23 protein-coding genes are annotated in these 24,464 nt (G+C 66.8%); 3 read left to right on the top strand and 20 right to left on the bottom strand.

The window, feature by feature from the left end:
- Positions 1-329 precede the first annotated feature (329 nt).
- The 3 genes from H9L41_RS08140 to H9L41_RS08150 all read left to right on the top strand — a co-directional run bounded on the left by H9L41_RS08140 (position 330) and on the right by H9L41_RS08150 (position 3,099).
- Positions 330-851 (top strand): hypothetical protein, encoded by a 522-nt coding sequence (locus H9L41_RS08140; RefSeq protein ID WP_157461999.1) that lies wholly within the window; start codon positions 330-332, stop codon positions 849-851.
- 871 nt (positions 852-1,722) lie between these two features.
- Complete coding sequence (locus tag H9L41_RS08145) at positions 1,723-2,496, top strand: hypothetical protein (protein ID WP_157462000.1); 774 nt, start codon at positions 1,723-1,725, stop codon at positions 2,494-2,496.
- A gap of 162 nt (positions 2,497-2,658) precedes the next feature.
- Positions 2,659-3,099, top strand: a complete 441-nt coding sequence (locus H9L41_RS08150) for a hypothetical protein (protein WP_157462001.1) — start codon at positions 2,659-2,661, stop codon at positions 3,097-3,099.
- 359 nt (positions 3,100-3,458) lie between these two features.
- On the opposite strand, the gene H9L41_RS08155 is transcribed toward H9L41_RS08150, so the two are convergent.
- The 20 genes from H9L41_RS08155 to H9L41_RS08250 all read right to left on the bottom strand — a co-directional run bounded on the left by H9L41_RS08155 (position 3,459) and on the right by H9L41_RS08250 (position 23,878).
- Positions 3,459-3,893, bottom strand: coding sequence for a hypothetical protein (locus H9L41_RS08155; protein WP_157462002.1), 435 nt, complete (start codon positions 3,891-3,893; stop codon positions 3,459-3,461).
- 157 nt (positions 3,894-4,050) lie between these two features.
- Entirely contained in the window at positions 4,051-4,503 is a 453-nt protein-coding gene (locus tag H9L41_RS26100; RefSeq protein ID WP_187523752.1) for a 4'-phosphopantetheinyl transferase family protein, read from the bottom strand.
- Positions 4,416-4,907: a 4'-phosphopantetheinyl transferase family protein gene (locus tag H9L41_RS08165; RefSeq protein ID WP_187523932.1), complete on the bottom strand. Its 492-nt coding sequence runs from the start codon at positions 4,905-4,907 to the stop codon at positions 4,416-4,418. The genes H9L41_RS26100 and H9L41_RS08165 overlap by 88 nt, the downstream gene beginning before the upstream one ends.
- An 86-nt stretch (positions 4,908-4,993) precedes the next feature.
- Complete coding sequence (locus H9L41_RS08170; protein WP_034607089.1) at positions 4,994-5,557, bottom strand: chalcone isomerase family protein; 564 nt, start codon at positions 5,555-5,557, stop codon at positions 4,994-4,996.
- Between the two features lie 11 nt (positions 5,558-5,568).
- A complete protein-coding gene (locus H9L41_RS08175) occupies positions 5,569-6,843 on the bottom strand; it encodes a hypothetical protein (protein ID WP_028446488.1) in 1,275 nt (424 codons plus the stop codon).
- 245 nt (positions 6,844-7,088) lie between these two features.
- Positions 7,089-8,609 carry an acyl-CoA dehydrogenase family protein gene (locus H9L41_RS08180; protein ID WP_028446489.1) on the bottom strand — a complete coding sequence of 507 codons (1,521 nt, stop codon included), beginning with the start codon at positions 8,607-8,609 and terminating at the stop codon, positions 7,089-7,091.
- Entirely contained in the window at positions 8,599-9,606 is a 1,008-nt protein-coding gene (locus H9L41_RS08185; RefSeq protein WP_051319064.1) for an SDR family NAD(P)-dependent oxidoreductase, read from the bottom strand. Before H9L41_RS08185 ends, H9L41_RS08180 begins: the two co-directional genes overlap by 11 nt.
- Positions 9,603-10,760, bottom strand: coding sequence for a beta-ketoacyl-[acyl-carrier-protein] synthase family protein (locus H9L41_RS08190; RefSeq protein WP_265583963.1), 1,158 nt, complete (start codon positions 10,758-10,760; stop codon positions 9,603-9,605). Before H9L41_RS08190 ends, H9L41_RS08185 begins: the two co-directional genes overlap by 4 nt.
- Positions 10,761-10,818: 58 nt before the next feature.
- Positions 10,819-11,079, bottom strand: a complete 261-nt coding sequence (locus H9L41_RS08195; protein WP_028446491.1) for an acyl carrier protein — start codon at positions 11,077-11,079, stop codon at positions 10,819-10,821.
- A 459-nt stretch (positions 11,080-11,538) separates the two neighbouring features.
- Entirely contained in the window at positions 11,539-12,315 is a 777-nt protein-coding gene (locus H9L41_RS08200; RefSeq protein WP_084300310.1) for an outer membrane lipoprotein-sorting protein, read from the bottom strand.
- On the bottom strand, positions 12,312-14,684 hold the full coding sequence (locus tag H9L41_RS08205) for an ABC transporter permease (protein WP_028446493.1): 2,373 nt from the start codon (positions 14,682-14,684) through the stop codon (positions 12,312-12,314). Before H9L41_RS08205 ends, H9L41_RS08200 begins: the two co-directional genes overlap by 4 nt.
- Positions 14,685-14,688: 4 nt before the next feature.
- Positions 14,689-15,378: an ABC transporter ATP-binding protein gene (locus H9L41_RS08210; RefSeq protein WP_028446494.1), complete on the bottom strand. Its 690-nt coding sequence runs from the start codon at positions 15,376-15,378 to the stop codon at positions 14,689-14,691.
- 1 nt (position 15,379) lies between these two features.
- Positions 15,380-16,570 carry a GNAT family N-acetyltransferase gene (locus tag H9L41_RS08215; protein WP_028446495.1) on the bottom strand — a complete coding sequence of 397 codons (1,191 nt, stop codon included), beginning with the start codon at positions 16,568-16,570 and terminating at the stop codon, positions 15,380-15,382.
- Positions 16,567-17,025 (bottom strand): SRPBCC family protein, encoded by a 459-nt coding sequence (locus tag H9L41_RS08220; RefSeq protein ID WP_028446496.1) that lies wholly within the window; start codon positions 17,023-17,025, stop codon positions 16,567-16,569. Before H9L41_RS08220 ends, H9L41_RS08215 begins: the two co-directional genes overlap by 4 nt.
- A complete protein-coding gene (locus tag H9L41_RS08225) occupies positions 17,025-17,252 on the bottom strand; it encodes a hypothetical protein (RefSeq protein ID WP_187523753.1) in 228 nt (75 codons plus the stop codon). The genes H9L41_RS08220 and H9L41_RS08225 overlap by 1 nt, the downstream gene beginning before the upstream one ends.
- 11 nt (positions 17,253-17,263) lie before the next feature.
- On the bottom strand, positions 17,264-19,669 hold the full coding sequence (locus H9L41_RS08230; protein WP_187523754.1) for an aminotransferase class III-fold pyridoxal phosphate-dependent enzyme: 2,406 nt from the start codon (positions 19,667-19,669) through the stop codon (positions 17,264-17,266).
- Between the two features lie 7 nt (positions 19,670-19,676).
- Positions 19,677-20,750 carry a fatty acid desaturase family protein gene (locus H9L41_RS08235; protein ID WP_051319066.1) on the bottom strand — a complete coding sequence of 358 codons (1,074 nt, stop codon included), beginning with the start codon at positions 20,748-20,750 and terminating at the stop codon, positions 19,677-19,679.
- The gene (locus H9L41_RS08240) at positions 20,747-21,778 is read right to left on the bottom strand and encodes a hypothetical protein (protein ID WP_028446497.1); all 1,032 of its coding nucleotides are present in this window, start codon (positions 21,776-21,778) and stop codon (positions 20,747-20,749) included. The genes H9L41_RS08235 and H9L41_RS08240 overlap by 4 nt, the downstream gene beginning before the upstream one ends.
- Complete coding sequence (locus tag H9L41_RS08245; protein ID WP_028446498.1) at positions 21,775-22,107, bottom strand: phosphopantetheine-binding protein; 333 nt, start codon at positions 22,105-22,107, stop codon at positions 21,775-21,777. The genes H9L41_RS08240 and H9L41_RS08245 overlap by 4 nt, the downstream gene beginning before the upstream one ends.
- Entirely contained in the window at positions 22,100-23,878 is a 1,779-nt protein-coding gene (locus H9L41_RS08250) for an AMP-binding protein (protein ID WP_028446499.1), read from the bottom strand. Before H9L41_RS08250 ends, H9L41_RS08245 begins: the two co-directional genes overlap by 8 nt.
- Between the last annotated feature and the right edge of the window lie 586 nt (positions 23,879-24,464).

Raw genomic sequence — 24,464 nt, forward strand, 5'->3', positions numbered from 1 at the left:
CGTTGATGGTCACTACAAGATAAGCCAAGGTTCCGCATGCTGCATGCGTAGCGCCCTCGCTTGGAGGCTTGTAGCCAAGGCATGGCATGGCGAAGCGTGGAGCGCGCCTTGATTTCTTCCACGCGCTGCAGAAAAGGCCGGCCGCAGTCGACTTCAGCGACCGTTCGTGCGGGTATTATGCGCATGGCGTTCCTACTGCCTATACTCGACGCGCTTTCACAACGTACACAAATGAGTTCGCGTGAATAGAACCCCGATGGCTCTCCGCATGTTGACTAAGCTGGCGCGAACGGTCGCGCAGGCCGATTAGCCCCTAATCAGGACGCTGGATGGATATTCCGATGACTCGCACACAAATGATCGTCATGGTAATTGGGGCACTAGCTGCATTCTCATTGGCAACCTCTACCACGGTGTACGTCGCCATGACGATCATGGAGAGCAGCGACATCCTTGGTGTCATCCTGGGGCTCGTGCTTGGCCCGATAGTCGGGGCCGTGGCTGCGTTTCTCCTGGGAATTGGAATTCGAAGCTGGTTCGCGCGATTGGATGGAAACGAAAATGCGCCAACGGGCGTTTCAACTTATGGCGTCGGTCAAATAGCCTTCGCTGTATTGGGTTCTGCATTGTGGTTCTACTTCCGAACCAAAGCCTATTTGGCAGGGCCGAGCGATGACGCACCATTCTTTCGGAGTTGGGATACGCAGTTGCTAATCTACATAACGTTTTGGTTGCCCTTGGTCGTATTGTGTACCGGCTTGTTAGTCGCTCTGCAATTCGAATGGACCATGTTTTATCGTCAGCGAAAGAATAGAGCCGCTGGCGAAGTACGTGGGACGAAAATGCCGTAGGGCTAGGTATTCAGAATTCATCTCACGTGGCTAGCATGAATTCAGAATGCATCGTGGCAACGAAGATTTCCGCTTGCTCGACCATTTCCGGCGTACCCGTACCTGTCCGGAATCCCTTTCGATACGCTGGTCTGCGCGGTCGACGCACGCGGGTGGTGCCGACGCTGCTGATACAGTAGTTCGATGCTGGCAGTGCCTACCGGCTCGACGAAGAAATCCTTGCACTAGTGGTGAGCGATGCCGTAGGCAATGTGATGCTGGGGGAGGGCGGCCGAGTTTGCTGAAGTGGCGTAAGGCAGCTGAGCCATATTGATGTAGGGTAATAACACGCAACTTGCGAACTGATGTTCGACGGCAAGCTGCCGTCGAGCTGCAGTCGGTGCCCATCGGTAGCGCGCCGTGGCCTGCACCGTTACACCGATACTATGTTCGATCGTATCGATCGCGATCCACCGGTGGTAAGTGCCGGCATTCTTGGGCAAGGCTTCCTGCGGACCGAGTTACCTTCTCTGTTGACTGCGTAACCTTCTGGTATTGCACATGTAACGATCAAGCTTCCTATACTTGATAAGTATTTCTGGATTGGCTGTCGATAGCGGCGGAACGCCGTTTCTGATTCGTTATGCGGCAACTGAGATTGCTATACGAAAAATAGTGTGGCGTGGTCGAAATCAGATCATGCTTAGCCTTGCCGGGACGGAAGTGCAATCGACCTGTCTCGATCTGGAGATTATTGCTGCTGCCTTGTCGGGTACGGAATGAATGCGTAGTTAGCTGGTCGCTCATTTTCCTGTCGCCAAGACCATTGCTGTGCCAGTGGAATTATAGGGTCTTGTGCACATCTCATTCAGTCAGAAATAGGAGTTTTGCGATGTTTGCAAAAAATGCATATGTGGCAGTCATATCCGTGGCGATCTCTGTTCACGCTGCACCTATGCCTGTAGCCGACGGAGATATTTCAAAGAAAGTGGGTGACTTGGTTTCAAAGTCCCCGTGCTCAAAATACATGTGGAAAAACAGGGGCAAGGCACCTATTGGCTACGTCAAGGGCGTGGCATTGACGTATGCGAAGTCATATTGCGAGCTAAAGAAGAAAGAAGATACGGCCGTGGCTGTGTTTGGACAGGAATTGCAAGGCGATAATAAAGATGCACTGGCTTGGTATGGCCTGAATGGACAGTCTAGCAACGATAGGCAGCGATTAACTTATACGTTGGCTCTAGGTCTTGGAATGCGAGAGAGCTCCGGCAACACGACAGAAGGCAGAGATACAACGGTTGCCCATCCAACCGCAAGCAACGCAGAGGCCGGTTTGTTCCAAACTAGCTATGACTCATTTAATGTTTCACCTTGGCTGAAAAGATTGTCGGATCAATATCGGGAAAACGAAAGTGCATGTCTTCTGGATGTTTTCAAAGAAGGGGTGAAAATAAAGAATAAGGAAATTATTGGATCGGGTCCCGGTGCAGACTATCAGAGATTTACGAAGGCATGCCCTGCATTTGCAACTGAATATGTGATGATCATGCTGCGAGTGAATCGAAAGCATTTTGGCCCTATAAATCAAAAGAAGGCGGAGGTTGTTCAGTCATGCAATGCAATGCTCAAGGAAATTGAGCAAGTTGCAGATGTCGGATGCCCATGACAAGTCGACCATTACAGTGGGGGGGATGTCCTGGATGCCAGCACGTCTTTCCCATCGATATTCCCGTGGCGGCATGGAAGAGATAAATCGGCGAGCGATGGGTAATGGGTGAGTGGTTTTAGCCATGCCCCTGGGGTTTGATTGTCTACGGAGGTGAAGTGAATGGCGAAGTCGCTACTAATATTGTTTGTTGCATTTTGCGTTTGGCTATCTACCGATCTTGATTACAGCGCGGATGGAGACGGGCGCGATCGAATGCATTCGATCGAGAAAATGATGAAATGGTCACCATCTAAAGCGAAGATGTTAATAGAGGATTTTGAAGTTGCGGCGGATAATAATCGTGCAACTAACTTGCATGGTATGAACGCCGTTCAGATCCACAAAGTGGCGGTAAAGAAAAGAATTCTCTTGTATGAGAAAAATATCAAGATGATGAGAAGTGCGCTGGAAGGCGCAAAATCATCGGGTGAGAAGGTGGTTCAGCTCATGCCGGGAAACCCAAGGACAATCGTCACACTGGAAGAACTAGAGAGTAGATTGCACAATACGGAGGTCGAGCTGGTTGGAGTGAAGCAGGAGGCTGAATCTTTCTGGTGGTAATGGAGTATTCCTAAAAAATTTCTCCAGCGTGCCGGAGCTGGTCCAGAGAGCGTCTGCCGCTGGTTGAGGATCGCTTCCACATCCGACTGAAACAACTTTCCGATCGCCTGGGCGACGCCGACTGGCTCGATGGTGCGTTCAGCGCGGGCGACCTGATAATGGTGTCGGTGCTGCTCAGGTTGAGGTCATCGGGCTTATTAGACGAATATCCGAACCTGGCTGCCTATGTCATTCGAGGCGAAGTACGGCCGGCTTACCGGTGGGCGTTCGAGGCTCAGTTGGCGGTTTATACCGGTGTGCCCTCGGCGCACTGGATTGGGTTTCGTTATGTTCATCCCAACCTGTACGCTGTTGCTCGATCAAAGTTCGGGCTCAGCTTTGCCTGCAGCCCGAAGGCGGAATTGAAAATCCGGAGCTGCTTTATTCGGCTTGATTCCGAGATCTTCTCGAATGGCATACATCAATACGGTGAGAAGCTCATCGTGCCGATCAACTGTTTTGTTCTTGTTCGATTCGGACGCTTCATCCAGAAAATCACGCAACGCAACGAGCACTTCCGGCGTGGCTACCAGCAGCATGTGGTTTGCGATATGTGCAAACCGGGTTTTTGCCGCCGATGAAGGTGCTGGGTCTACGATTCCGCTGAGTGCTGAAATGAGTTCCTTGTAGCTTTCGAGTTTTTGTTTACGCCATTCGGCTTCGCGTTCTTTCCATTTTGTGAGGAAGAAGGTGAGCGCACTGATAATGATGCCTGCGGAGGCAGAGATAACGGCAACGAGTATTGTGGCTTCCATTGTGGTTGACCTGGCTGGTTGCATCGATAAAGCAGAATAACAAAACTAAACTAGTGTTGGTCATGCAGCTTGGGCGCATTGATTCGTTGCACTGATCCTGGCTAGTTAATATCGGGTTCCACCAATATATCTGCGCCGCGTTTGTATGTTCCTCGTCTCATCGTACTCGTTGACTGCATCGGCTCAGTACTGGTTGATCTGGCATTGCATGTTCCAGCGGCAGCGTACGCCAGCATCTTGGGGCAGGGGAGACCGTTTGGTCGGTGCAGATCGCCACTAGGCGGCTACCGCCCATCATGAATTGAAGGAATTGCCAGTTGCCGATGGTTTCAATCAGAGACTCATCGAACTTGGCTTGGATTAATGCTCTCTCGACGAACGCAAACTCCATCCGCCGAGGCGGAACATCCAACCCTGTACCGATCGCCTTGAGCCAACTCTCCTTCAAGGTCCACAGCTCGACGAAACGCCGGCCCCGCTGTTCCGCTGGCAAGGCGCACAAGGCCTTCGCCTCGTCAGCCGTCAGCACACGCCCGACGACGGCAGCGCCAATCGGCCGATCCAGCGATTCGACATCGACCCCGATGCGCGTATCCCGCCCGACCGCCATGACCACCAACCCAGCCGCATGGGAAACATTGAACGACAGCCCGCGCAGCCCGGCCGATCGGGACCCGCCACGGCCGGCTTGCCATGCGCATTGCGCGAGAACACCCAATCGCCCGGCGCGACGTCGGCATAGCGCGACAGCACCGTGCGTACCAGCGCCCGCGTGAACAGATAGCGCTGCGCGTCTTCCGCGAACAGGAACGCGCCATGGCGCGCCCGTTCGTCCTCCGACAGCAAGGCGGCGTAGTGCGACGCCAGGTCCGTGCCGGCCATCTCGGCCGGAAAGCCGTACCACAGGTGCAGTTCGCCCGGCGCCAGCGGCAGCAGCGCACAGCCCGCCGGGCTGCTGTCGTCGCGGGTCACGTCTCGACTGTCGCGGGTCAGTCCACCACTGTTGCCGGTCACGCGCCTACTGCCACCGGCCAGGCCACCGCAGCCGCCGACCTGACCACCGCTGCAGCAATCCAGTCCGACACCGCTATCGGCAGCCCTCATTTCATCCCGAGCAACTGCCGCTTCAACCCGCTATCGATCGGATGCGCACCCAGCCAGATCGACAGCAACGCGTCGTTGAAATCCTTGCCCGCGATATCGGCCCCGACCCGCGCCTGGTTGATCTTCAGGTGGGTGGCGCCGCCCGTGTAGACGATCTCCAGCACGTCGCCCTTGTTCAGCGAGCGCACTGCCCGCATGGTGGCCAGCAGCATCTGGGTGCGTGCCTGCAGGCCGGGCAGGGCGCCGGGCGGGGCGTTGTCGCGGATGCCGTCGGTGACCACCTTTTCCAGCAGCGACAGCGGCGCGTCGCGCAGCAGCCGCAGTTCGAGGATGCGCGGCTGGTCGGCCTGGCGCAGCGCGTCGAAATCGGCGTAGCGGGCGCCGGCGTACAGCGCGGCGTGGTAGGCGTCGAAGAACAGGATGGTCCGCTTGCCGACGCCGTTGCACAGCAAGGTGTCGCCGCCCAGGCTGCGCGCCGCTTCGAAGCGGGCGCCGTCGAAGGCGATCTCCTGGGCGCGCGGCAGGCCGGCCGCGAGCAGCAGGCCGGCTGCCATCAGCATGCTGCGGCGCCTCATTTGAAGTGGTACTCGAGGCCGACCAGCAGGCGGCTCTGGTCTTCGAGCAGGCCGAAGCTGCGCGCGCTGCCGTGGAAGCGCTCGATCGCGGCGGTGCCGAGCAGCTGCGGGCCGAATTCGTAGCGCGCGGTCAGCGAGGCGTAGCTGGCCGATTCGATCCGGTCCCAGGCGACATAGCCGGTCAGATGCAGGCGGTCCTGCAGCAGGCTGCGGCGCGCGGCCAGCGTCGCGGTGCGCTGGCGGTCCGGCAGCGCCAGCGGCCGGTCGGCCTCCTGCTTGCGGTCGAACAGCTGGGCCGAGAAGAACCACGGCTCGGTCGAGTAGTCGACGCCGAGCAGGTAGCTGGTCTGCCGCGTGTCCAGCGGCTCGAGCCGGCCGCCCGCGCCGCGCGCATAGCCGGTGATGCCGCGGTTGCGCGCGCCTTCGAGGCGCACCACCAGCGGGCCGATCGGCCGGGTGTAGGAGGCGCCGACCATGTGGAAGCGCGCCGCTTCCTTGCGGTAGACGGCGCCGTCGGGCCGGTAGCGCTGCTCGCCCTGCCAGCCGCGGTAGGCGTTGAGCGTCACGTCGGCCTCGCCGGCCTTGCCGCTCCATTGCGCGCCGCCGCTCCAGTCGGCCGGCTCGCCGGCGCCGGGCTTGCCGCCGTCGACGATGCGGATGCCGCGCGCCGCCAGTTGCGCGGCCACGCCGGGCAGGGCGAAGCGGCCCTGCGTGCTCGGCCGGCGGTCGAAGCGGGTCTGCGGCACCAGCAGCAGCTGGATCGATTGCTCGCCCAGCCCGCATTCGACGTTGAGCATGGCCAGCGGCAGGCGCTTGCGCTGCCAGTCGCCGAAATACGACTCGCGCAGGTCGAGCGGGTGGATCACGTCGAGCACCTGCAGCCGGTCGGCGCCGCCCCACACCACCTGCTGCACGCCGATGCGGCTGCCGCAGCGTTCGCCTTCGTAGCGCGCGTACAGCGCGTCGACTTCGAGCCGGGTGTCGGCTTGGCGGTCGAGCTTGCGTTCGGTGACCCAGCCCAGCTTGGCCTGGGTGTGCCAGTCCGGCGCCGGATTGCCGGCGGCTTCGAGCTGGGCGCGGTATTCGGCCAGCGCCAGCCGGCGGTCGCGGTCCAGGCCGTGGCGGCTGGACAGCGACAGGTCGACGCTGCCGGCCGCCGCTGGCTCGGCCGGGTCCGCCGCGGCGGCGCCGTCGTCCGCGCCGTGCGCCGCCAGGCTCAGGCATTGCAGCGAGAAGCCGCAGATGAAAAGAAGGGGACGTATTCCTTTCACTATCGGACTCAATGCATGGCGTCGATTAGCCCCTTTCCCGTGCACGGGAGAGCCCCCGTTTCCGCTACGCGGAAGCGGGGAGGGGTGAGGGCTGTGCTTCAAACCACAGCCCTCATCCGGCCCTCCGGGCCACCTTCTTCCAAGACCGGGAGAAGGGTTGCGCGGCAATTCAGAGGTCAAAGAGGCGAAAGGAATAAATCCCGGAAGAATGGTCCGATGCATCATGAATCGATCAGTCATGGGAATCAGTCGAATAGATAAGGATCGAGCTCGCGCTGCTCGCCGGCGCGCATCTGGCGGACCAGGCCGGCTTGCCGGTCGATCAGCGCGGCCAGCAGGTCGGCGTCGGGCAGCGCCGCTTCGGCCGGCGCCAGCAGGCGCTCGGCCGCCGCGGCGCGCTTGGCGCCGAGCCAGCCGGCCAACTCGGGCGCCGGTTCGACGTAGGCGGCCAGCACGGTCCAGGCGGCCGCTTCGCCCAGCGCGACCAGGCCGCGGGCCGACGGCTCGGCGTCCTGGGCGCGGCAGCAGTCGGCGATGGCCTGCAATTGCGCGGCCTGGCCGGCATGCCGCGTCTGCAGGTGCTGCAGCAGGGCCGAGGGTTCGCGCAGCAACTGCTGGCCCAGGTAGCTGGCGATGGTCTCGCTCGGGCCTTCGAACACCCGGGTGATGCGCGCGTCGCGCCAGATCTGGGCGACCGGGTTGTTCTCGCAGTAGGCGCGGCCGCCGAGCAGCTGCATGGCGGCGTCGGCCGCGGCCCACAGCAGCTCGGTGGCGACCAGCTTGGCGGCGGCGTGGACCTCGGGGGGCAAGGACGCACCGCCGTCGAGCGCGATGCCGATGCGGCGCACCAGCAGGTCGAGCGCGCTGGCGGCGCGCCAGTGTTCGAGGATCACCGCCTGGACGTGGTCGTTGCCGTACAGCAGCGTCTCGCCCACGCGGCGCCGGCTGGTGTAGCGCACCATCAGCTGCAGCAGGCGCCAGACCGCGCCGCCGGCGACCGCGGCGATGGCCAGCCGGCCGTAGCCCATGGTGTCGGCCGCCACCGACATGCCGGCATAGGGGCTGCCCAGCACGCGGTCGGCGCCGATCGCGGCGGCGTCGAAATGCAGCTGGTTCTGCACCATGCCGCGCAGGCCCAGGGTGAGCGCCTCCTCGCCCTGGCGCAGGCCCGGCTGGTCGCCGTCGACGCACAGCGCGACGAAGCCGCAGTGGCGGCCGGCGGTATCGTGGTGGCGCGCGACCACGTTGATCACGCCGGCCCACTGGGCCGAGCCGGACCACCATTTCTCGCCCGACAGCACGAAGCCGTTCGCTTGCCGCTGCGCCACCGCGGCGATGCCGGCCGGGTTGGAGCCGGCGCCGGCCTCGGTGACGGCGAAGGCGCCGAGGATGCGGCCGCGGGCCAGGTCGGGCAGGTAGCGCTCGCGCATGGCCGGGTTGCCGAAGCGCAGGATCGGCCGCACGCCGAGGCAGTTGTTGAGGCCGACGAAGGCCGCCAGCGTGAAGTCGATGGCGCCGAGCTGACGCAGGAGCCAGAAATATTCCTGGTGGTCGAGGCCGAGCAGGCCGCCTTGCCCGGCCGGCACCTGCATGCCCAGCAGGCCGCGGTTGCCGAAGTCGAGCGCCACGTGGGGCGGGATGCAGCGCCGCTCGTCGATCAGGCGCGAGTGGATGCGGCGGCGGGCGTAATCGCGCAGCCAGTCGGCCAGCGCCTGGCTGCGGTCCGACGGCGGCGCCAGCGCGGTTTGGGCCAGTTCAAGCGACATGGGCCGCTCCTTGCTGTTCTGTGGCCAGCCAGCGCCAGGTCTCGGCCACCGCCGATTGCAGCGTCTGGCTCGCGGCGAAGCCGAGTTCGCGCGCGGCCTTGTCGGTGCGGTAGTGCTTCTGCCGCCACAGCAGGTCGAGCACGCCGGACGACAGCCGCATCTGCGGCAGGCAGCGCCGGCTCACCGGCTCGATCGCGCGCAGCAGGCGGGCGGCGCCGCGCAGCAGCGGACGCGGCGCGGTCCAGCCCGGCGGCGCCACCGCGGCGGCGGCGGCGAAGCAGTCGATCAGTTCGCGGTAGCCGGCATTGCCGCTGGCCAGCAGGTAGCGTTCGCCGCGGCGGCCGTGCCGCATGGCGGCCTGCATGCCGGCGACCAGGTCTGCCGCGCCGATATAGGCGATGCCGCCGGGCGGGCAGAAGGCCATGCGGCGCGCGGCCACGTCGAGCATGATCCGGCCCCAGCCGTCGCGGCGGTCGCAGTAGGGCGCGATGACGGCGGCCGGGCAGACCGATACCGCGTTGAGCCCGCGCGCCACCGCGGCGGCCACTTCGCGCTCGGCGGCATGCTTGCCGTGCATGTAGGCGAAGGCGATGTCGGCGCCGTTGTAGGCGGCCGTTTCGTCGACGCAACCGTCGGGATAGCCGACCGCGGCGATCGAGGAGACGTGCACCACCCGCGCCACGCCGGCCTGCCGCGCGGCTTCCAGCAGGTTGCGGGTGCCGTCGACGTTGACCGCCCACATGCGCGCTTCGTCGGCCGGCCGCGGCGAGGCGACGCCGGCGGCGTGGTAGACCGCATCGATGCCGGCCATGGCCCGCCGCAGCGAGTCGGGATCGCGCACGTCGCCGCTGCGGCGCTCGATGCGGTCGCCGAGCGTGCGCAAGGCCGGCGCCGGGTCGCCGGGCAGCAGCAGCGCGGCCACCGGCTCGCCGGCCGCGACCAGCGCGTGGACCAGGTTGGCGCCGACGCAGCCGCTGGCGCCGGTGACCAGGATCATGCCGCCACCTCCGGCCGGCGCAGCACCAGCGAGGTGTTCAGCCCGCCGAAGGCGAAGGAGTTCTTCAGCAGGGTGTTCACCCGCTGCGCGCGCGGCGCGTTGGGCGCGCAGTCGAGGTCGCATTCCGGGTCGGCTTCCTGGTGGTTCAGCGTCGGCGGCAGCAGGTCGCGCTCGAACGCCATCAGGCCGGCGATCAGCTCGACCGCGCCGGCCGCGCCCATCAGGTGGCCGATGGCCGATTTCACCGACGAGGCCACGATGCGGTCGGCCTGCTCGCCGAGCACCCGGCGGATCGCCGCGGTCTCGACCCGGTCGTTCAGCAGCGTGCCGGTGCCATGGGCGTTGACGTAGTCGACTTGGCCGGGCGGCAGCTCGGCGTCCTGCAGCGCTTCGCGCATCGCCCGCGCCGCGCCGGTCTCGGACGGCTTGACGATGTCGCCGGCGTCGCAGTTGGCGGAATAGCCGAGCACTTCGGCCAGGATGGGGGCGCCGCGCGCGCGGGCCGATTCGAGCGTTTCCATCACCAGCACGCCGGCGCCTTCGCCGAGCACCATGCCGCGGCGGCCCTTGGAGAACGGCCGGCAGGTATCGGGCGCCATGGCGCGGATCGATTCCCAGGCGCGCCAGACCAGCGGATTGAGGCAGGCGTCGGTGCCGCCGGCGACGGCGGCGTGGATGGCGCCGTGGCGCAGCAGGCGGAAGGCCTCGCCGATCGCCTGGGTCGAGGAGGCGCAGGCGGTCGAGATGGTCAGCGACGGGCCGCGCAGCTTGTAGCGCAGGCCGATGTGGCTGGCGGCGGCGTTGGCCATGGCGCGCGGCACGGTCAAGGGCGGCAGGGTCAGGCAATCGTCGCGGTAGAGGTCGCGGTAGACCGCGTCGAGCGCGTCGCTGCCGCCGACCGCGGTGCCGATGTAGACGGCGGTGCGCGCCGCCTGCTGCTCGGTGAGCTGCAGGCCGGCCTGGCGCCAGGCCTGATCGCAGGCGAGCAGGGCGAACTGGGTGGCGCGGTCGAACAGCATCTGCTCGGAGGCGCTGAAGTGCGCGTCGGGCGCGTAGTCGAGCAGGCCGCCGCCGTGGCGGTACTGGGTCTTCGCCTCCCGCAGCCACGGCACTTCGCCGATGGCGCCGCGGCCCTCGGCCAGGCCGCGCCACAAGGGCTCGACGCCGATGCCGTAGGGCTGACGCAGCCGATGCCGGTGATCACCACCCGCTTCATGGCTGGGCCGCCGCGCGCGGGGCGGTCTCGTGCCGCAGGATCTCGACCAGCCGCGCCAGCGAGGTCACGTCGGTATGGCTGTAGGCCGACAGGCTGATGCGGAAGTGCTTTTCGATCGCGTAGGTGAGGCGCAGGACGTCGAGCGAGTCCATGCCGAGTTCCTCGACGGTCAGCTCGGGGGCGAGCAGGGTGCGGTCGAGGTTGGCGGTGGCGGCGACCAGGTCGAGGACCTGGGATTCGAGCGTGATGGTATTCATATTCAATTCCTCCAATTCGTTCCAAATCGATCAATTCAATGCGTCGAGTGGCTGGTATTGCCGTGACGGCCTTTGTTGTGCTCGCTGGAGCCGGCAGCGATGGCTGAACCGCCGCTCCCTCATCCCCAGCCCTTCTCCCGGCGGGAGAAGGGGGCCAAGCCTGCGCAGCTTCAACCGCTTGTGGGGCCTTGACCGTTCAAGCCCCTCTCCCCCGGGAGAGGGGTTGGGGTGAGGGAGCGCCGGTTCAGTGCGTATTGCCCGGTGTTGCATGCTCAGCCGTTGTGGCGCTTGCTGAGTCGAGCTGATCTCGCAGCGGCCGGCCGTGATGACTGAACCGGCGCTCCCTCATCCCCAGCCCTTCTCCCGGTGGGAGAAGGGAGCCTGGCCTGTGCAGATTCGATCGATTGCGATGTCTCGACCGTTCGAGCCTCTCTCCCGGGGGCGAGGGGCTAAAAGCGCTCACTCCTCGTTCCGCAACGCCCGCTGCGTGAACTGGCTGTCCACCAATCCCGGCTTGATCGTCAGCTCGGTCACCACCATCCGCGTCTTGCGGTTGTTGGCCGCGTTCCACATGGTCTGAGCCTGCGGCCGCGAATAGCTGCCGTAGCTCTTCAGGCTCTCGGTGGTCAGGCGCTTGGCCAGCGCGCCCTGGCGGTCGAAATACTCGATCTGCACCGGGTATTGGCTGGCCTGCTCGATGTAGTAGCGCTTCTTGCCGTAGCCCGAGGCCTGCGCCTCGGCGCCGGGGTTGGGGGTCGCTTCGATCACCGCGCACTTGGCCCAGCGCAGGCAGGGCGCCAGCGTGTCGACCTGCTCGAAGCGGTAGGACTTGAGCTTGTAGTCCTCGAAGTCCTCGTAGGTGAACTCGGTGCCCATGAACCAGTTCTGCTTCTGCGCGCCGGCGATGCGCCGCAGCGACTTGGTGGCCGGCGTGTAGGACCAGATGTCGTTGATCGCCGCGCCCGTGTCCTCGATCAGCAGGCCGACGTTCTTCACCGCCGCCGGCGCCTGGAATCGGATCAGCGTGCTGTTCTTGCCGTCCATCTGCTTGTCCAGCCGCAACAGCTTGCGGCTGTGCACCAGCTTGTCGCCGTCGTACAGCTCCATGTCGTACTGCACCGTTTCGTCGGGCGCCTTGATGCGCCTGTCCGATTCCTTCATCAGCGCCGTGGCGTCGGCGGCCCAGCCAGGCAGCGCCAGCAGCAGCGCCGGCAGCATCCCTATGCGCTTGTTCATCCGAATTTCCTTTCCTTGAGTATGTCCACCGGGGCGATGCCGAAGATGTTGCGGATGGTCGGCAGCGCGGCCAGCGGCACCAGCACCAGGGCCGGGCCGATCACCCGCAGGAAGTCCAGCACGCTGGACTGGGTGTTGACCTTGAACCAGACGTAGGTGAGCCGGTCGTTGAGCACGTCGCCCAGCACCTGGCCCAGCGGGATGGCCAGCAGCGAGGCGATGACGGCCATCAGCGCCGCTTCGGTCAGCACGATGCCGGTGACCATGGCGTTGCGGTGGCCGATGATCCGCAGCATCCCGTACTCGCCGCGGCGGCCCATGATGGTGAAGGTGATGCTGGTGAGCACGAACAGCGCCGACACGCCGATGCTCATCAGCGCCGACAGGTGGATGATTTTCCAGATGTGGCCGCTGATGCTGAGGATGGCCGCCACGATCTCGTCCTTGCCGGTGACGCGCACCACGCCGCGCACGCCGTACAGCGCCGCGGTCTCGCGCGCCGTCGGCGCCGGTTCGACCAGGAAGGCGCCGGTGAACTGGTCGTCCAGCGACAGCATGCGCTGGGCGAAGGCGCGCGGCGCCACCACCTCGCCCGGCACTGCGCTCGAATGGATGCCGACGATGCGCGCCGGGTAGTCGGCGCCGCGTACCTTGAGCGTGATGGTGTCGCCGACCGCCGCCTGGTGGTCGACCGCCAGCCGCCGCTCCAGGATCACCGCGTCGCCGTCGCCGGCCTGCAATTCGCGTCCGGCGATCAGGTTGACGTTGCGCACCTTGTCGGCGGGCACGATGCCGAGCAAGTAGGCGTTGTCGCTGCGGTGGGCGCTGACCACCTGGGCGCCGCCCTTGACGAAGGGCGACCAGCGGCTGGCCGGGATCGCATCGCGCAGCCGGCCGATCTCGTCCATCCACAACGGTGCGTCGAGGTCGACCACCGCGTGCCAGCGGTCGCTGGCCACGCTGCCGATGGCGGTGCGCTCCATCGAGGTCAGCGAGACGTAGAACGAGATGGTCACCGCCAGGCTGGCCGCCACCGCCAGGATCGACACCGCCGACACCTGCCAGCTGCGGATCAGGTTGCGCAGCGAGTACTTGAGCCAGAACGGCCCGCGCACCTTCTGCGCGGCGCGGATCAGCCAGCTCGGGTGGTGGTCGGCCTGCGCGTTGAGGTCGCGCAGCGCGTCGATCGGCGCGATGCGGATCATCGAGCGGATCGGGAAGAACATGCCGAGGCCGACCGTGCTCACCGTCAGCGCGCAGGCGCCGGCGATATAGGACCATTGCAGCCGCAGCGTCGGCTCGGGCATGCCGATGGCGCGGCCGTAGTTGGAGCCGAAGGCCCACATGTCGAAGCCGGCCAGGAACAGGCCCATCGCCAGCGCCAGCGCCACGATCGCCAGCGCCGGCAGCAGGTAGGCCACGATCAGCTGCCGGCGGCCATACCCCAGCGTCAGCAGCATGGCGATCAGCGGCCGCTCTTCCTTGATCCACTGGTACATCAGGAAGAACACCACCAGGATCGACGACAGCGCGAAGATCAGCACCACCGTGGGCAGGAAGACCTTGAAGGTGTTGAGGTCCAGCTCGAGGAACTTCTGGCTGAACTGCTCCTGCCGGGTGAGCGCGTAGTCGACCGACAGCCGGGTCTGCGCCAGCTCGAGCGCCGCGGCCTTCATCGCCTCGGCGCTGCGGCTGCCGTCCAGCCGCAGCAGCACGCTGTTGACGGCGGGGAAGCCGAGCTTGTCGTGCAGCAGCGTCTCCACCCCGAACATCACGCACAGCGAGCCGTTGGTAGGCACGTAGACGCTCGGGTTCAGCGGCGCGATCAGGTATTCCGGGCTCTCGACGATGCCGCGCACGGTCAGCGGGTAGTCGACGTAGCCGACCCGCAGGTTCAGCCGGTCGCCCACTCGCTTGCCGTAGTGGGCGGCGCAGTTGCGCTCCAGTGCGACCTCGTCGACCCGGTCGGCGCCGGGCAGGCGGCCGTCGAGCACGGTCAGCTTGTTGATGCGGCCGAACAATTCGGGCTGGGCCGCGATCAGCAGCGAGGACACCGTGCCCTGCGCGCCGAGCGTGGCCTGGCCGCTCATCACCAGCCGGTGCGCCTGCGCGCTCACGCCGGGCAGCGCGGCGAAGTCGGGCAGGTTCTTGGCGTCGTCCGGCGCGAACAGCAGTTCGAGGTCGGCCATGTCGGCCTTGGACTGGATGCGTTCGACGGTGATGAACAGGCTGTCGATGGCCGAATAGGCGCCGACCAGCACGCCGAAGGTCGAGGCGCAGATCATCGCGATCACCAGCAGGCGATAGCGGATGCGCAGGATCGAGCGGCCGACGTGGGTCAGCGGCAGGTTGTGGAGGAGGGCTTTCAATCGATCAGCCCTCGACCCGCGTCTGCAGCCGGCCCGAGCGCATCTCGTAGACGCTGTTGGCGTGCGGCGCCAGCTCGGGGTTGTGGGTGACGATGACCACCGTGGTCTTCTTCTCGGTCTGCAGCTCGCGCAGCAGGTTCATCACCGCGTTGCCGGTCGCCTCGTCGAGGCTGCCGGTCGGCTCGTCGGCCAGCACCACCGCCGGCTCCTTGACCAGCGCGCGGGCGATCGCCACGCGCTGCTGCTGACCGCCCGACAGCCGCGCCGGGAACTTGTCCTCGTGGCCGGCCAGGCCGACCCGCGCCAGGTATTCGCGTGCCTTCGCGGCGTCGCCGCGCTGCAGCGGCCGCATCGCTTCGAGGCCGGACAGCACGTTCTCCTGCACCGTCAGCGTCGGGATCAGGTTGTGGAACTGGAACACGAAGCCGACCTTCTCGGCGCGGAAGCGCGTCAGCTCGGTGAAGCTCATGCGGTGCAACGGCAGGCCGGCCACCTCGACCTCGCCCTGGTCGACCGTGTCGAGCCCGCCCATGGCGTTGAGCAGGGTGGTCTTGCCCGAGCCGGACATGCCGCGGATCACGACGATGTCGCCGCGCGGCACGTTCAGGTCGACGTCCTGCAGCACCGCGGTCTGCGCATCGCCGACCGTGTAGTGCTTGGAGACCTTGGAAATCCGGATGATCGAATCGCTCATTTCAAATCACTTCCATTGGGTTCGCCGCGGCCGCGAAGCGGACCGCCGCCGGTGCGGCCGCTTGCGGCCGGGCCGTCAATTCCTTGCGGAACACGCCGTAGCGCTTGGTCCGCCGCATGCCGCCGTTCTGGGCCAGCACGTAGCTCGACGGGTTGCGGTCGTCGATCCACATGGTGTGGGTCTCGTCGAAGCGCTCGGCGGCGTAGCCGATGATCTCCTCGGCGATCACCCGGCCCAGGCCCTTGCCGTGCAGCTCGGGGTCGACCCCGATCAGCGCGATCACGCACTTCTTGATGCCGCGCTTGTAGGCCGGCAGCCGGATCAGGTCCAAGAGGCCGAACGAGCCCTTGAGCTTGGCCAGGAGCTCGTTGAGGTCGGGCAGGATCAGGAAGAAGGCGGTCGGCTTGCCGGCCACCTCGATGATGCGGATGCCGTCGAGGTCGACGAAGGGCCGCACCGCGTCGATCTGGAAGCCGAACACCGGCGCCGAGATCGGCGCCACCTCGTAGTTGCCGGCGAAGCTGCTGTTGAACAGCTGGCGCACTTCTTCGAGGTTCTGCTTCAGATCCTGCTTGGTGGCGCTGCGCACGGTGATGCGGTGGCGCTCGCGCAGCTTCTGGCCGAGCTTGCGCAAGCGCTCGGTGCGCTCGCTCGGCCGGCTGTCCATGCCGAAGGTGCTGAAGGTGAAGTCCAGCGCGAAGCCGGCCCGCTCCAGCAGGGTGCGGTAGTAGGGCGGGTTGTAGGTCTGCAGCAGCGTCGGCGGCTTGCCGTCGCAGTTCTCCAGCAGCAGCGCCGCGTCCTGGGTCGAGGTGTAGCTGTAGGGGCCGATCAGCGAGGTCTTGCCGCGCTGCAGCGCCCAGGCGCGCACGGCGGCCAGCAGCGCGTCGGCCACGTCCTGGCGGTTCTCGCTCTCGAAATAGCCGAAGAACACGTGCTGCTCGCCGAAGCGGCGGTTGTAGTCGTGGTGGATGGTGGCGCTGATGCGGCCCACCGCCACGCCGGCCGAGTCGAGCGCGACGAAGTGCTCGATGGCGGCCTCGGCGAACAGCGGGTTCTTCTTCGGCGACATCAGCTTGCGCATGTCGGCGCGCAGCGGCGGCACCCACAGCGGATCGTGGCGGTACAGCCGGAACGGCAGGTCGATGTAGAGGTCGGTCAGGCGACGGTCGGTGACCGGCAGGACGGTGATCATGCGGCGGTCTCCAGCAGGCGGCGCATATTGCGGTGGCGGGCCCTGAACAGCCGGTCCATGTAGCCGTTCACGAACAGCTTCTCGGCCAGCCGGCCGCCGTAGGCCTCGTAGCTGACGCGGTCGGTGTACAGCGTGCCGCGCGGATCGGGCCGCACGATGTGCTCGTGGCGGAAGCGCTTCATCGGGCCGCGCAGCATCTGGTCGACGAACAGCTCGTTGGGCCGCACCTCGGCGATGCGCACCCGCCACCTGCACGGGATGCAGTACAGCATCCAGTGCAGGAAATCGAACTCGCGGCCGGCGGCGATCTGCAACCGGGTCGGGTCGACCTTGCCGATCGGGCGGATCGGCTCGGGGAAGATCAGCGGGAAGTTGGCGCCGTCGAGGCAGAAGTCCAGCACCTCCTGCGGGCTGCGGCCGTGGATCAGCACGGTCTTTTCCATCACGGCGGCCATCAGGCGATCTCCTGCGCCACGGCGGCGGCCTGGCTGCCGAACTGGGCGACGTAGCGCGTCCAGCGCTCGGGATCGAGCGCCTTGTCGAAGCTGCGCAGGCCGGCCAGGCGGAAGCCGTGCTCGGCCGACAGCCGCTGGAACAGCTCGAGATCCTCGCCGGCGAGATCGAGGCCCAGGCTGGCGTCGCGGCAGACGCCGCCGAGCGCCATCATCATCACCTCGGCCATGCAGGCATAGCTCAGGTCCTCGGGATGCCGAAGCGCGAGCCGAGCAGGGCGCGGCCCGGCGCCTCGACGATGCCGCCGTCGATCACCAGCACGTCGTGGCGCGCGCGGGCGATCTCGTGGCTGACGTTGGCCGGGCGCGACAGGTCGCAGACGATGGCGCCGGCCTTCAGGTGCTCGGGCGAGATGAAGCGCTCGGTGCTGCTGGTGGCCACCAGCACCAGGTCGGCGCGTTGCAGTTCCTCGGCCAGCGCGCTGCTGTGGCGCAGCGGCGCGTCGAGGTCGGCCTCGCCCTCGGCCAGCAGGGCCTCGACCAGCGCCGCCTGCGGCTGGCCGTCGGCCAGCCGGCGGGCGACCCGGTCGAGCACGCTGCCCGGCGTGCGGGCGACGGCCGACTGGGCGTAGTCGGCGATGCGGCCGTAGACGGCGCCGAAGCGCGCGCGGTTGAACAGCGCGCTGCGCGGATTGCCGACCAGCACCAGCCGGCGCGCCTGGGCGGCGATCACCCGGGCGATGGCCGAGCCGATGCTGCCGGTGCCGCCGACCACCGCCACCCGCACGTCCGCGATCGAACGGCCGGTCTGCGCCAGCACCGAGCAGGCCGCCTCGACCGCGCTGAGCATGGTGTAGGTATTGCCGGTGCTGACCGCGATGCCCTTGCCGGCCACCCGGGTGCCGCCGCCGGTGACGATCGAGGTGTGGCCGCCGAGGCCGATCAGGCTGGCGCCGCGGGCGCGGGCGATGTCCATCGCCTCTTCGATCAGCGCGGTCGACTCCTCCAGCGGCATGGCGGCCAGCTGCGCGGCCGAGCGCGGCACGGTGATGAAGTCGCCCTCGGCGCGCGCGCCGGTCGGCGAGGTCAGCCGCACGGTGGAGACGTAGAACGGTTCCATCACCGGGTTGAGCCGGTCCTCCATCAGCGTCAGCGCCGCCTCGTCGTAGCCGGCCAGGCTCTCGTCGTATTCGGCGTAGTTCTTCGGTTCCAGCGGGTGCACCAGGAAGCCGAAGCGCGGCACGCTGCGGTCGATCGCGTCGTTGCGCGGCGCGGCGGCGCTCGAGCTGCGCTCGACGGCTTGGCCGCCGGTCAGGTGGGCCAGCAGCGCGCCGGTATTGCCGGCCGAGACCAGCGCCACCGTCCGCTCGAAGGCGGCCAGGAATTGCTCGCACTGCGCCCGCGTGGCGATCAGCGGCGGCTCGATCCGCAGCGTGCTGGCGCCGTTCAGCGTCGGCGCCACGCGCACCCGGCCGACGTTGAGCAGGTGGCTGGCGACCAGCGGCACCAGGCTGTCCTGCTCGCCGGCGATGCCCATGAAGCTGCCGAAATGGCGCTCGAAGTTGGCGCGGCTGACGTCGAACTCGACCCCGATCAGGTAGCCGGCGCCGCGTACCTCGCTGATCACGTTGCCGTAGCGGTCGGCCAGCTTGTGCAGCTCGGCCAGCAGGAACTCGCCGTTGGCGGCGACGTCGGCCAGCAGGGTGCTGCCCGGCGCGGTCAACAGGTCGAGCGCGGCCAGGCCGACGCGGCAGGCCAGCGTGTTGCCGCCGAAGGTGGACGAATGCTTGAGGTGGAATTCCTCGGTCTGCACGCTCGGGGCCAGGAGGCAGGCGCCGATCGGCGCCACGCCGCCGCCGAGCGCCTTGGCCAGCAGCAGGCAGTCGGCCTGGATGCCTTCGCGCTCGATGGCGAACATGCGGCCGGTGCGGCCCAGGCCGGTCTGCACCTCGTCGACGATCAGCATCACGCCGTAGTCGTCGCAGGCCTGCCGCACCTCGCGGAAATAGCCCTCGGGCGCGACGTGGATGCCGCCTTCGCCCTGCACCGGCTCGAGGATGATGGCGGCGTAGTCGCTCGGCCGCGACTGGAAGGCGGCGCGCACCGCCGCGGCGTCGCCGAAGTCGACGAAGTCGAAGCCGGCGATCGGGGCGTGGAACACGTCCTGGTATTTCGGATTGCCGGTGGCCGACAGCGCCGCCATGGTCTTGCCGTGGAAGCTGTTGCGCGCGGCCAGGATGCGGCGGCGGCCGGTGGCGGCGATGCAGGCCTTGAACGAGGCCTCCACCGTCTCGGCGCCGCTGTTCTGGAAGGTCACCGTGCGGAATTCGCCCGGCGCCAGGGCGATCAGCCGCTCGGCCAGCTCGCCGCTGGCGGCCAGCGAGGAGGGCTGCACGAAGATCGGCTCGCCGCCTTCGGCCAGCTTCACCAGCGCGTCCATGATCGGCTTCGGGGCGTGGCCGAAGGGCAGGGCGCCGTAGGCGGCGAGGAAGTCGAGGTATTCGTGGCCGTGCTGGTCGCGCAGCAGGCAGCCCTGGCCGTGGACGAAGGTCTTGTCCAGGCCGATGCGGCGGATCAGGTCGCCGATCTCCGGGTTGACGAAGCGCTCGAAGCGGCTGGGTTCGGCAAAGATGTGTTCAATGGTCATGACCTGATTACCTTTCGTCCGACAGGACGAGAACGGATGGTTTCGAATGATTGCGGCAGGTGCGCCGATAGGTTTCCGCCGCCGGCAGGGCGCTCAGCACGATGCGGCGGTGCGCGGTGGCCAGGGCGTGATAAGGGAGATGGGGAAACAGGTGGTGCAGCGCATGGAAGCGCAGGCCGACCGGCGCCAGCAGGGCGAACCAGCCGCCGTAGTCCAGCGTGGTCGAGTCCTCGATCTGGGCGCTGTGGCTGACGCTCTCGCCGTCGTAGGCGTAGCGGTGGGCATAGCGGGTGCGTACCGCGTTGATCAGCAGCACGCACAGCGCGCAGGCGACGAAGGCGGCCACGACCTGGAGCGGCAGCAAGCCGGCCAGGCAGGCGCCGACGGCCAGCCACAGGTAGAGCGCGGTCAGCGGCTCGGCGATGCGCTGCTCCTTCTGCCGCCGCGCGCGCTGCGGCGTGCGGTCCTGGAAGTGCGGATGGATCGCCACCGCCGAGAAATGCACGTCCAGCCAGCGCCGCAACGGCGGCACGAACCAGGCCAGCGGCGCCAGCACGGCGAAGCGCAGCGCCAGCAGCAGCGGGCTCAGCACGGTGCCGGCCAGCAGCGTCCACCAGCTCTTCAGCGGATGCGGGCCGAAGGCCAGGTACTCGGGGTCGTCGACCGTCGCGTACAGCTTGGTGGCGTGGTGGTTCAGGTGGCTGTAGTAGAGGAAGCTCGGCAGCAGGATCGGGATGCCGCACAGCAGGTTCCAGGCCCAGCGGAAGCCGGGCAGGCGCGACTGCGGCAGGTGGGCCAGCTCGTGCATGAAGGTGGCGGCGCGGTACAGCGCCAGCACCGCCACCGCGAAGGCGGCGGCGCGCAGGCCCTGGCCGGCGGCGCCGGCCAGGCTCAGCGCGAAGGCGCCCCAGAACAGCGCCATGCTGGCCAGCAGGTCGCCCCAGTAGACGAGCGCGCGGTGCTCGGTCAGGTCGCCGATCAGCGGCTTGAGCTGCGCGTTCAGCTGGGCCGCACCCGGCTGGGCCGCACTCGGCTGGGCCGCTTCGCCGCGCGGCGCCGGATCGTGGATGGGCGCGTTCATTTGGCCTTGCGCTTCCAGATCACGCCGTCGAGGTAGAAGTGGTGCAGCACCAGGATCAGCGGAACGATGCCCAGGGTCGGGAACTCGGTCGCCATCACCAGCGAGCTGGCGACGAACAGCGTGCCGACCCAGTACAGCGGATGGCTGCCCAGCGTCTTCACCCGGCGGTGCAGCCAGCCCAGGATCGGCGCGCCGGCCGGTGCGGCCTCGGCGCCGGCCAGCCGGGCCTTCACCGTCGCCACGCAGACCAGGTGGTACTGGATCGCGTGCACGCTGGTGCCGATCAGGATCAGCGCGTACAGGTCGCCGATCAGCAGGTAGGCCGCGTTGTACAGCGCCAGCGACAGCGCCAGCATGATCCAGACGAAGCGCGGCAGCGCCTGGCCGCTGCGCGCGTCGCGCCGCTCCTTGAGCACGAAGCGCACGGCGATGGCGGCGAATGCCGCGTAGGCGATCCAGGCGGTCCATTCGGGCAGGACCGGCGCGTAGACCTTGAGGCCGGAGAACGGCAGCGTGTTGCCGAACAGCACGTAGTGGCCGAACTCGAAGCCGCCGTGGGTGAGCCGGTACAGCAGCGGCGCGGCGAAGCCGGCCAGCACCAGCGTCTTGACGTGCTCGGTATCCGCCTTGTAGCCCGACTTGCGCGCATACATGGTGGCGACGCCGAAGTGCTGCTTGCAGACGTGGTAGGGCTGCCAGTAGACCCAGATGGTGACCAGCAGCAGGAACTGGTCGGCCAGCGCCAGCCCGATGCACAGCGCCGAGATGGCCGCGAGGCCGAGCCAGAACGGCCGCTGGTGGCGGGCGAACTCGGCCGGGTTGGACAAGAGCGCGACATAGGTGTGCAAGAGGTGCGGGATGTCGAGCAGCAGGGCGAACAGCGCGGCGCCGATCAGGAAGGCCGGCCCGTTCCAGATGCCCCACAGCAGCACCAGCGAGATGATCGGCCCGGCCAGCAGGATGAAGAACACGTCGCTGCGGGTGCCGACCAGCCACGGCGACGGTTGGGCGGTGGCGGCCTTGGTCATTGCAGCGCCTCCTCCATGACCGGCGCGGCAGCGCCGGGCGTCGCCCCGCCGATGGCGGCCCCGCCAAGGGTGGCCCCGCCGTATTCCACGGTGGCGTCGCTGAGCATGCGGCCGAAGTCGTCGAGCGAGATGCGCTCGTGCAGGTCGAGGTCGATCTGCGGGATGCCGAGCCGGCCGCACAGCTCGGACAGCACGGTCAGCTTGCCGAGCGAATCGAGTCCGAGGTCGGACAGGCTCATCTGCGGCGTGGGTGCGATCTCGCCGATATGGGCGGGCAGGATGCCGTTGCGGGCGTTTTCGTGCAGGACGTCGCAAATCAGTTCAAACATGGAGGGCCTCCGATTCGGGTTTCGGCGATGCATCCGGCCGGGGATCCGGCTGCGGATCTGCTTGGGGAGCTTGGCTGTAGCGCTGGCGCAGCGCGCTGCGCTGGATCTTTCCGCTGGTGGTCCTGGGCAGCTCGGCGCTGCCGACGAACTCGATCGCATCCAGTTGCAGGCCGGTTTCGTCCACCACCGCACGGGCGACGCGCAGGCGCAGCGCCGCCGCTTCGTCGCCGCCGCGGCCGACGATCAGCGCGTAGACGCGTTCCTGCGCCAGCCGCATGTCGAGCACCGAGAACACCGCCGCCGAGCCGGGCCGGAGCGCCAGCTCGCGCTCGATCACCTGCTCGACGTGGTGCGGGCTGATGTTGAGTCCGGCGCGGGTGATCAGGTCCTTGGCGCGGCCGCTGATATGGACCTCGCCCTCGACCAGGAAGCCGATGTCGCCGGTGGCGTACCAGCCGTCGGGGCAGGTCGCGCCGCCGGCCTGGCCGTAGTAGCCGCGCAATGCCGAGCTGCCGCGCACCTGCAACTGGCCCACCCGCCGCTCGGGCAGCGCATGGCCGGCTTCGTCGACGACGCGGATCTCCAGCCCGTCGACCGGCTTGCCGTTGGCAGCGAACACCAGCGCGTCGGCCGCATCCTCGGCGCATTCGAGCGCCAGGCCGTCCGATTCCAGGCTGCGCCGGTCGACCCGGGCGACGCGGTAGGGCCGGCCGGGCGGATTGAGCGAGGTGGCGACCACCGTCTCGGCCATGCCGTAGGCGGGCTGGACCACGGCAGGTGCCAGGCCGTAGGGCGCCAGCAGGGCCTGGAAGCTGCGCAACTGGTGGTCGAATACCGGCTCGGCGCCGGCCCAGCCGTAGCGCCAGGCGCTCAGGTCGAGATTGCGCCGGGCCAGCAGCGGCGCGAAGCGCGCCATCAAGGCGTAGGCCGAGGCCGGCGCCGGCGACAGCGTGCCGCGGTACCGCGACAGGCAGTCCAGCCAGACCAGCGGTTGGCGCGCGTAGGCCTGGGTCGGGATCAGCATCAGGTCGATGCCGCCCCACAGCGCCAGGGTGACGGCCGACAGGCCCATGTCATGGTTCAGCGGCAGCCAGCTGACCATGCGGTCGCGGCCGTCGAGGCCGATGCGGGCGGCGATTGCGGCGCAGTTGGCGGCCAGCATGGCCTGGTCGACCATCACTGCCTTGGGCAGGCCGCTGCTGCCCGAGGTGAATTGCAGGATGGCGAGGTCGGCCGCGGCGGCCAGCGGCGCATCCGTCAGCGGCGTGCCGGCCATCGCGGCACGCAGCTCGGCGTCGCTCATGCCGGCCGCGGCATGTTCGCCGGCCTGGGCCCGCACTTCGTCGGTCGCCACCAGCAGCGCCGGCCGCAGCAGCTCGAGCATCGCGCGCAGCTTGGCCGGCGCCATGCGGCCGCTGCGGTCCGACAGTTCGTGCGGCACGATGCTGATCGCCAGCGCCTCGGCCCAGGCCGCCAGCAAGGTCGCCACCGCGGCCAGGCTGCTCGGGATCGCCAGTGCGACGATGTCGCCGCGGCGCAGCCCGCGCGCCCGCAATTGCCGCCGGATCGCCTGTGCGGCGCGCCAGAGCGCCGGGTAGTCGTGGGCCTCGGCATCATCGGTTCCGCCCTGAACGCGGTCGCCGTGAATACGGTCGCCGTGAACACGGCAGTTGCCGGCCGTGGCGCCGTCCTGCGCCGACTGGCGGAAGAATCGCGCGATCAGCGTTTCCTGGCCTGCGGGCGTCGTCGCTCCATCCTGTTTTGAATCCATTCCATCCCTGCCTTCGATTTCCACGCACGGCCGCCCCGCCGGGCCTTGGAAGACCCGCGTGCCGAGGCGGTCGCCGGCGCGCGGCGCCGGCGATTCAAATTTTCAAATGTTCCGGCCGGCCATCCCGCGCGGCGGGACGGCCGTGCCGCGATCAGCCGCAGGCGGAACGGTGGGAGGCGGAAGGCGAAGGAAGGGCGCGGCGGGAGCAGGGCGCTCCCCGGGAATACGTCGGAAAAAGCATAGCCATGGTGATTCCTCCTGGATGGCCTATGTCTATCGAAATGTACGTTCTAATTTTTGTGGGGGCGTTTATAGCACGAAAAACGGTCCTGTCTATGACCATGTAGATATTTACGGCCCTTATCGGCTTATTTTAATATGACATTATCTTAAAGTCAGATGCTTGCTTGGTTTTACTAAGATATTACTAATTCTATTGTCATAAATAGAGTAGGGCTGTTATCGATTCCAGTACGGGAAAACGGCTGGGACACTCATTCAAAAAATTCGATACATCTGGTCACTACATTCCGCTATCCCGCCCTGCACGGCTCGGCAAGAATGGCAGCCATCGATCGGTGACCTT

It is taken from the genome of Chitinimonas koreensis, from assembly GCF_014353015.1.
Classification (GTDB): Bacteria; Pseudomonadota; Gammaproteobacteria; order Burkholderiales; family Chitinimonadaceae; genus Chitinimonas; species Chitinimonas koreensis.